Raw genomic sequence first — 7,634 nt, 5'->3', positions numbered from 1 at the left:
TCCCCTAGCAGACGCTCTCGCAGGGGATCCCATCGTTGTCGCGATCAAGGCGGCCGCCCCAGGAGCAGTTTTCCAGATACCAGAGCGCGTCCTGGCAGCTCCCGATCGCCGAACAGGTCCGTCGAGGACTGCAGGAGTAGGATCGCTGAGCGAGGTTGCGCAGGATCTCCGGTGTTTCGGTGGGGGCTTCCGAGCTGCGTGAGCCTTTCCGCCAATCCCAAGGCATGTCGAACTTCGTCCGCCACATGCCCTTTCGCGCTTCGCGTGCCTGGACTTCATCATCAACGTAGTCGGCGGAATACTGACGATAGGCGACCGCTAGGCCTTCACTGACCATCCACCTGTTGAGGTCTTCGCGGTTGCTGAAGCATCTTGCAACGACGCGCCCATAGCGGTCCATGTCGAGCTGCTCGCAGAGGACGGGAGTTCGGCTGATCTTGTCGGCAAGAGCTAATGCCGCCGCCTGTCCGCACCGCCAAGGCGATCCGTCGCGTTCCATGCAGACCTGTCCGCTTTCTGCAGCGTCGATGCCATGCAGGCGAATGCGTGACCCGTGAACCTCAAGGGTATCGCCATCAATGACGGATGCCACGCCTTGAATGACATTACCTTCAGCTTCAGCGGCGGCAGTTGGCATATGAGTGGCCAACAGCAAAGCAATGGCAACAGCAAAGGACTTCATAAAACCTCTCGTGGCTGTAATGCTTTCAAACGTATATCCGAAATTTTCGGGCGAAAACACTTCTTGGCCAATCGTGCTTAAGAATAGCACTTGCGCAATACTGCTGGGCTTCGGCCAGGAGAGGGATTTTCCAGCCGAGCGGCGCGAACTCGCAAAACACAACACAAAGGCCGCTCGGCTGATGGGTTGGTTATGCCGGACGCTGACGTGTCCGGCAACTTGTCCAAATAGACAACCTCAAGTTGATCATTCCTGCTCCGACCGCTCCAGCCAGAACACGCAGGCCTTGTCCCCGGCTTCGTTTGACAGGTTTTCCCCGCCTGCCCATTTGCAGAAGGTGCTTGGGCTCTGTCCGAACTTGTGGGCATCGGCGCGGCCTTGCAGCAGGAACATGGTCAGGAGACCCAGAGCGAAGAATGCAGCGCCCACAGAGGCCAGCCAGACCCAGAACCCGCCAAACCACCTCCAGGCCTCTCTACGGGCCTCTCCAGCGGCCTTACGGAGGTCTCCAGCCGCCTTGATGCTTTCGAGCTGCGCCTCGCGGATGGCTTCCTTGGCGCCTTCCGTGGCCGCATAGACAGTGTGCTGGCGCAGATCGAGGGCGGCGGTGGCCAGGCTCTGCTCGATGCGCTGTTGGACGGCCGGGCCGACCCTGGCCATGCGGTCGAGGCTCTGGGCCACCACGGCATTGAGCTTTTCCGCTTCCTTGCGATCCAGGCTGGTGCGTTGCAACAGTTCGATCTGCCGACGCATCAGATTGAGTTCTTCGCCCAAAATATCGAAGGAGTCTCTGTTGCTCACGGCTCACCCGCCCCGGCGCCTTGCGCCTTGGCATCGAGCTCGGCCAGCAGACCCACCAGTTCCTTCTGATCGACCTCACGCGTGACGGTCTTGCGCAGGGTGGCGGCCATCCAGCGGGCGATCTTCGGATCCTTGAGGGCCTCGGTGGTGACGACCGCCCCGACGATGATCTTGCGACGGGTCTCGCTGGCCTTCGCCCTGGTCCTGAGGCGGTTCAGCCGGGCCTGGGCTTCGGCAATCTGCTGATCAATAGTGCGCGCCATTCTGCAATCCCTCGTTCGTCTAATAGTTGCCAGACTGGCCCCAGAGCAGCTACGGTGCAAGACACGAAGTGCCCACTTATACAAACGTTGCGCGTTTGTGTGGGCAAAGGGGATGTTGCACTCCCCTTTGAACCCCTGGCTTGAGCGCGACACGGAATGGCAATCTATCACCTGCGGGCCACGATGATTTCCCGCTCCGCCGGGCGCAGCGCCACCGGCGCTGCCGCCTACCGTTCCGCCGAGCGCATCCACGATCAGCGCACCGGGCTGTCGTTCGACTACCGGGCGCGTAGCGGTGTCGAGCATGTCGAGATCCTGGCCCCCGAGCGATCGCCCGAGTGGGTCCAGGATCGCGGCGCGCTGTGGAACGCGGTTGAGGCAGCCGAGACGCGCAAGAACAGCCAGGTCGCCCGCGAGATCCGGGTGGCGCTGCCGGCCGAACTGGACCGCGATCAGCGCATCGAGTTGGTCCGCGACTTCTGCCAGCGGTCCTTTGTGGACCGCGGCATGGTCGCAGACATCGCCCTGCACGCGCCGGGACGCGAGGGCGACGAGCGCAACCACCATGCGCATATCCTGCTCACCACCCGCGAGATCGGCTCCGAGGGCTTTTCCACCAAGAACCGCGACTGGAACGCTAAGGAACTGCTGGAGAACTGGCGCGAGGCCTGGGCGCGCGACAGCAACCATGCCCTGGAGCGCTGCGGCCACGAGGCTCGGATCGACCACCGGACGCTGGAGGCGCAGCGCGAGGAAGCCCTGGAACGCTCGGTCCAAGCGCGGGAGCGGGGCGACGAGGCCTTAGCGCTGCGCGAGACGGTGCGGGCGGTGGAACTGGATCGGGCTCCCTTGCCGCAACTCTCGCCCGGCGCCTGGCAGTTGAAGGAGCGCGGCATCGAGGTCGCGGCGGTCCAACTGTGGCGCGAGGTCAAGGCGCAGGCCCTTGAGGTGGCGCGGGTGGCGGAACGACTGTCTGAGCAGGTGCGGGAGTGGCTCGGGCGGACCTTGGAGCGCCTGACACCTGGACACGAACTGGCGCATGCCGGAGGAGGCCAGCGCCGCGAGCAGCGGGAGCTTCCCGGCCAAGGCTCAGATCGGAGCACGGCCCAAGACCTGGCGGCACAGCTGCGGGCAGCCTATGAGGCTCGGCAAGAGCGCGGTGAACCGGAACTTGGCGAAGGCCGACAGACGGTCAGCACCAAGAGCCTGGCCGAGCGGTTGCGGGAGGCGGCACGGAGCATCGACCCGGCTGTGGCGGCCGAGCGCGCCGCCAGCTTGCAGCAGGAGCGCCTCGCCGAGGAACGGCAGCGGGTGCAGGAAGCCGAGCGTGTCAAAGAGTTGGAGCGGGTCCGCGAACGGGAGCGGAGAGGGCACGAACGTGACCTGGGCGATGAGTATGGGCTATGAGGAACCTCAGACTCCTCTTAGTGCCTTAGGTTTCACATAGTCATCAAATAGTAGAAGGGTTTGTGTATGCTAATTTCGTTCTCTGTCTCTAATTACAAGTCTTATTATGAAAGATGCACGATAGATTTTGCTTTGCCAGCAAATGGTAGCAATGGGCTAACAATTTTAGTGGGTAAAAATAACGCAGGAAAATCATCTATAATTAATGCATTGGCAATGTGCTTTGACGCTAAGCCTAATGTTGTTTTTGACAAAATGGATCGGCATAATGATCAAGATCCATTTATTGAGGTAAAATTTAAGTTTGAAGAATTAAAGCAGACGCTAACGCTAAAAAATGAAGCGAGAGCTTGGTACAAAAAAATATTAACTTTAGACCACGACGGCAGCGAAGTTCCTTACGAAACCATTTCAAACTATACTATGCCTATTGTAGCATATGTACCCTCTAGGAGGCCTTGGGAAGATACATTCCAAGGAGGCGCGGGAGCGCATGACATAAGAGGTTTTGAGCAACAGCGAAGCTCTATCTTTGAGCAATCTAGGCTAGGAAACAGGCAACTGGAAAGGCTAGGGGACCAACTTAATCAGATAATTTTAAGGGGAGAAAAAGATCAATTTGATAAAATACTCAAATCGATTTTACCAGATATATCTGATTGGACTACTGATCGAGTGGCTGGCCAAGACAGAATTATGTATGTGTCCGCAAGTGGAGCTGAGCATGCTATTCGGGACGTTGGAGACGGCGTTACAAGTGTATTTCGCCTTTGCTTTGCCCTACATAGCTATCCAAAAAATGTCTCTATTATTTTGGACGAACCTGAACTTTCCTTACATCCCGACGGGCAGAAGAGACTATATGAGGTGTTGAGGAAGTATTCTAAGGAAAGACAAATAATAATAGCAACACATTCGCCGCACTGCATACATTGGCCAGACCTTACATCTGGAACTAAAGTGTATCGGATAGCTCAAGATGAAGATGGTCATTCATTCGCTTTTGTAGCCAGCGATTCAGTATTGAAAGATGTATACAACGTCGCCCATAAGGATTTTAAAAATCGAAAGCTTTTTGATTACTTAGCTAAAGAAATATTCTTTAGTTCGAGTGCGTTGTTTGTGGAGGGGCAAGAGGATGTACACATAATATCTAGATACTTGGAAAGTAAAGGCCAAGAAGACCTGCCGCTCTTTTCTTATGGGGCGGGTGGGTCTCCTCATATAATAAAGTGGGTCAAGCTTTCGCGGGAACTTGGGCTGGTAGTTGCTGCCCTCTATGACGGGGACAAAGAAGGAGACGAGGAAACATGCAGAAAAGAATTTTCTAGTGATGGCAAGGTTCTAGTGCTTCTATCGCCTTGTGAGGATATTAGAGATAAAATTGACGAAAAAACTGGAAAATTATTAAAAGAAGGATTTTTTACGGAAAAATGGCAGATAAAACCTGAAAGAGAGGACGATTTTGTATTAATTCTAGAGAAGTTGAGATCTCATTTGGAAGATAATGAGTCGAAGCTTTCCAGGTATGTTTCCGGAGATAGTTCAAAAATTGTAGATTTCAGAAGTTTAGTCAGGGCAGATAGTAAGCTATAGAAATTTATAGAAACCACCCTAATTCTGGTCACTCTCGGTGCAGTCCTGCGGCTATCGCCGGACAGCAAGCAGGCTCGGGCCAAATGTGGCTCTCCTATACCTCTCCGCTCAACCCCCGGCTGCTGATCTGCCCGTAACAGGTTTTATGACACGGCATGGGTGGGTCCAGGAAATCAGCCCGGGGTTGTGGGAGTCAGAGGGCGCAGACAGGCCAAACAGCAACTTGAGCATTGCCAAAATTGCAACTACATTTGAGCAATGACAATGCGCTTCGCCTGGGACGAGACCAAGAACCGCTCCAACCAGCGAAAGCATGACGGGATCGCCTTCGAGATGGCCGTGCAGGTGTTCTGCGACCCCTTTCGGCTCACCCGGCAAGACCGGATCGAGGACGGCGAAGAACGCTGGCAGACCCTTGGCGTGGTGCATGGCGTCACCGTGCTTCTGGTTGCCCACACGATCACCGAGGATGACGCCGAGGGCGAAGCTATTGAGGTCATCCGCATCATCTCGGCCCGGCGCGCCACGCCGAGGGAAAGGAAGCGCTATGAGCAGGAAACCCGTTAGCCACACCTTCGACACGCTGCCGCCCCTGACCGAAAAGCAGCGCCGGCACCTGGAGGCCCTCGCCGCCCAGCCGGACGACACCATCGACCTCAGCGACATGCCCGAGCTGACAGATGCGCAACTGGCCGAGATGCGGCCCGCCGCCTTCTACCGCCCGGTCAAGAAGCAGATCACCGCCCGCGTGGACGCGGACGTGCTGGCCTGGCTGAAGTCGCAGGGCAAGGGCTACCAGAGCCGGATCAACGCCATCCTGCGGCGCGAGATGCTGGAACAGCGCCAGGCCCAAGCCAAGGCCTCGCATCGCTGACCACTAGGTCAGTCCCCCAGCAGCAGGACGACATTGGCCGCGATCACCTAAAGCAGGGTGCTATCCTGCCGGGCGTCAGAACGGCCACCAGCGACGGCGGGTTGGGGTAGGTTCGGGCGCAGGTGGCAGGGTTTGGGATGTAAGAGCCAGCACCCTGTCCTCTGCTCTATCCAAGCGTTTCCGCAGATCGGCTATCGTGTCCCGCTCACGCTCTAGCTGATGCTCCAGCATCTCGACCTTGACGGCCAGCACAGCTTCCCTCTCGCTTGTCCCTTCCTTGCCCTGTCCCGGATTGTCCCGCTGAACAGGCTCACTTATGTCCCATGGGAAAACGCGGGCCAACTCCGATGGGTCTATGTCCCAAGCTCCATCCCCAAGTCTGTTGCCTGATAACTTACCGCTTTTCAGAGCCCTGTGAATGGTAGACCGGCTAGCGCCACATAGATCCGCAGCTTGCCTTAGCGTCAGTCCCATCGCTGTCCCTCTGTGTCCCTAAGGGCCGTTTTATAGCGTCTCAATGGGACATCTGTTCGTCAAGGATAACATGAGCCTCTGCTGCTTTGTTGAGGCGTTCCTTCCGGCCTACACGGGGCCGCTGTATCTCCGCATAGGCGTCCCGCATGCCTGTCTCATCCTTCACACCCCATCCCATGATGAAGCCCACAACCTTCCGGCCCTCCATGCGTGGCTCTAGTGCGACCTGGTAAGGGGTAAGTGCGTTGACCTCGACCACAGCCGGCTCGATGGCCTTAGTCTTGAGGTTTTTGTAGGGAACCAGCTTCCCGGTCTCGACGCCAAGCAAGTCCCTAATACCTTCAATGGTGAAGTTCTCTCGGAACACGTGGCGCAGCCGTGCGCGCCTAGCTACAGCCTCGTACAAAGCAAAGGCATACTTCGATGAGAACGATCGCATCACTGCATGATCCAGCTTAGCGAAGATGCTGCTGTCTCTTACTAGCGCAGCCAGTTGCGGCCAGAAGCTATAGGTCAGTGTCCCGGCGTTAGTTGTGGTTCGGATCGTGTTGGCCCCGAGAAGTTGGAACCGCATCTCTGCCCCATCTAATGCCCTTGCCACCACTATTGTCTGCATCAGGCGCTCGATGCTTTCGGCCAGCCGGGACATGGGTTCGTCGGCATGCTTGAGGGACGCTGTTGGGACAGTAAACTCACGTCCTGGCACTGCCATGTCTGGCCCCCAAGCAGCTTCAATCAGGCTGTTGAACACCCGCCTGTCATGAAGCGTCAGCGGTCCCACGCCCCGAAGTTCGATCAACTCGGCGGGCTTGAGCATCTCCCCGTCATTTGGCCGGATTGTCAGACTTGTTCCCATCACTGTCCCTTATTGGCTACCTAATGAAGGTATCGGGTAGCTAAACACTTTGGAATAGGGGACATCGCTGCGCCGAATTGTCCGGCTCACCCGTACGAAAGGTAGCCGTCAGCCATACAAGAAGTAGCCGATACCCCTACAGGAAGTAGCCGTCAGCCATACAAGAAGTAGCCGATACCCCTATATAGTTATGCTATTTCAATTACTTAATGTCTCTAGAAGTAAGAAGATAAGAAGAAAAAGAAGAAGGGGCGTTGATCTCTACATCGAAGCCGCAGGGCATCAGCTCCGTGTCGGATTCGTCTAGCCATGCACGTCGAGCCGTTTGCCTGCTATGACAGCACAGACTACCTCAAGACTGAGGAGCACATCGTGACAGGATGGCGGCATTACAGGATGCCAGCCGCCATCTTGATCAACGGCCAAAGGATATACCGCACCACCCCAGCCCAGCAGGCTGCAAGGAAAAGGGCAGTGAATAGTGGGCGCATTTAGGAGGAGTTTTGGGAGTAAGTTGATGAGTTTATTGGATCGCGATCACCGCCAGCTTGCGGCTGCCACGTTAAAATACCTCTAACGCCCGATGATTTTGATCCCCTAGCAGACGCTCTCGCAGGGGATCCCATCGTTGTCGCGATCAAGGCGGCCGCCCCAGGAGCAGTTTTCCAGATACCAGAGCGC

9 protein-coding genes are annotated in these 7,634 nt (G+C 56.7%); 4 read left to right on the top strand and 5 right to left on the bottom strand.

Annotated features, from left to right (window positions below):
- Positions 1-4 precede the first annotated feature (4 nt).
- The 3 genes from JX613_RS19305 to JX613_RS19295 form a co-directional block, all read right to left on the bottom strand.
- Entirely contained in the window at positions 5-742 is a 738-nt protein-coding gene (locus JX613_RS19305) for a thermonuclease family protein (RefSeq protein ID WP_207103099.1), read from the bottom strand.
- A 186-nt stretch (positions 743-928) separates the two neighbouring features.
- Entirely contained in the window at positions 929-1,483 is a 555-nt protein-coding gene (locus JX613_RS19300; RefSeq protein ID WP_207103098.1) for a hypothetical protein, read from the bottom strand.
- Complete coding sequence (locus JX613_RS19295) at positions 1,480-1,746, bottom strand: hypothetical protein (protein ID WP_207103097.1); 267 nt, start codon at positions 1,744-1,746, stop codon at positions 1,480-1,482. The genes JX613_RS19300 and JX613_RS19295 overlap by 4 nt, the downstream gene beginning before the upstream one ends.
- A gap of 156 nt (positions 1,747-1,902) precedes the next feature.
- Between JX613_RS19295 and mobQ the strand changes: the two genes are divergently transcribed.
- From mobQ to JX613_RS19275, 4 genes are all read left to right on the top strand, one after another.
- Positions 1,903-3,153, top strand: a complete 1,251-nt coding sequence (gene mobQ / locus JX613_RS19290; RefSeq protein ID WP_237168749.1) for a MobQ family relaxase — start codon at positions 1,903-1,905, stop codon at positions 3,151-3,153.
- A 66-nt stretch (positions 3,154-3,219) separates the two neighbouring features.
- On the top strand, positions 3,220-4,749 hold the full coding sequence (locus JX613_RS19285; RefSeq protein ID WP_207103096.1) for an ATP-dependent nuclease: 1,530 nt from the start codon (positions 3,220-3,222) through the stop codon (positions 4,747-4,749).
- A 258-nt stretch (positions 4,750-5,007) separates the two neighbouring features.
- On the top strand, positions 5,008-5,316 hold the full coding sequence (locus JX613_RS19280) for a BrnT family toxin (RefSeq protein ID WP_207103095.1): 309 nt from the start codon (positions 5,008-5,010) through the stop codon (positions 5,314-5,316).
- Positions 5,297-5,623, top strand: coding sequence for a BrnA antitoxin family protein (locus JX613_RS19275; protein WP_207103094.1), 327 nt, complete (start codon positions 5,297-5,299; stop codon positions 5,621-5,623). The genes JX613_RS19280 and JX613_RS19275 overlap by 20 nt, the downstream gene beginning before the upstream one ends.
- 514 nt (positions 5,624-6,137) lie before the next feature.
- Here JX613_RS19275 and JX613_RS19270 read toward each other — a convergent pair.
- Both JX613_RS19270 and JX613_RS20445 read right to left on the bottom strand, forming a co-directional pair.
- Complete coding sequence (locus JX613_RS19270) at positions 6,138-6,953, bottom strand: replication initiation protein (protein ID WP_207103093.1); 816 nt, start codon at positions 6,951-6,953, stop codon at positions 6,138-6,140.
- A 597-nt stretch (positions 6,954-7,550) separates the two neighbouring features.
- Positions 7,551-7,622 (bottom strand): excalibur calcium-binding domain-containing protein, encoded by a 72-nt coding sequence (locus JX613_RS20445; RefSeq protein ID WP_207103100.1) that lies wholly within the window; start codon positions 7,620-7,622, stop codon positions 7,551-7,553.
- Between the last annotated feature and the right edge of the window lie 12 nt (positions 7,623-7,634).

Source organism: Paracoccus shandongensis (assembly GCF_017315735.1).
GTDB classification, from domain to species: domain Bacteria; phylum Pseudomonadota; class Alphaproteobacteria; order Rhodobacterales; family Rhodobacteraceae; genus Paracoccus; species Paracoccus shandongensis.
Note: the sequence above shows the minus strand (reverse complement) of the source record. Positions and strands in the feature narration are given on the sequence as shown.

Excerpts from the sequence above, each read along its gene's own strand:
- JX613_RS19295 (WP_207103097.1), bottom strand. The coding sequence starts at position 1,746 with ATGGCGCGCACTATTGATCAGCAGATTGCCGAAGCCCAGGCCCGGCTG.
- mobQ (WP_237168749.1), top strand. The coding sequence starts at position 1,903 with ATGGCAATCTATCACCTGCGGGCCACGATGATTTCCCGCTCCGCCGGG.
- JX613_RS19285 (WP_207103096.1), top strand. The coding sequence starts at position 3,220 with ATGCTAATTTCGTTCTCTGTCTCTAATTACAAGTCTTATTATGAAAGA.
- JX613_RS19280 (WP_207103095.1), top strand. The coding sequence starts at position 5,008 with ATGACAATGCGCTTCGCCTGGGACGAGACCAAGAACCGCTCCAACCAG.
- JX613_RS19275 (WP_207103094.1), top strand. The coding sequence starts at position 5,297 with ATGAGCAGGAAACCCGTTAGCCACACCTTCGACACGCTGCCGCCCCTG.
- JX613_RS19270 (WP_207103093.1), bottom strand. The coding sequence starts at position 6,953 with ATGGGAACAAGTCTGACAATCCGGCCAAATGACGGGGAGATGCTCAAG.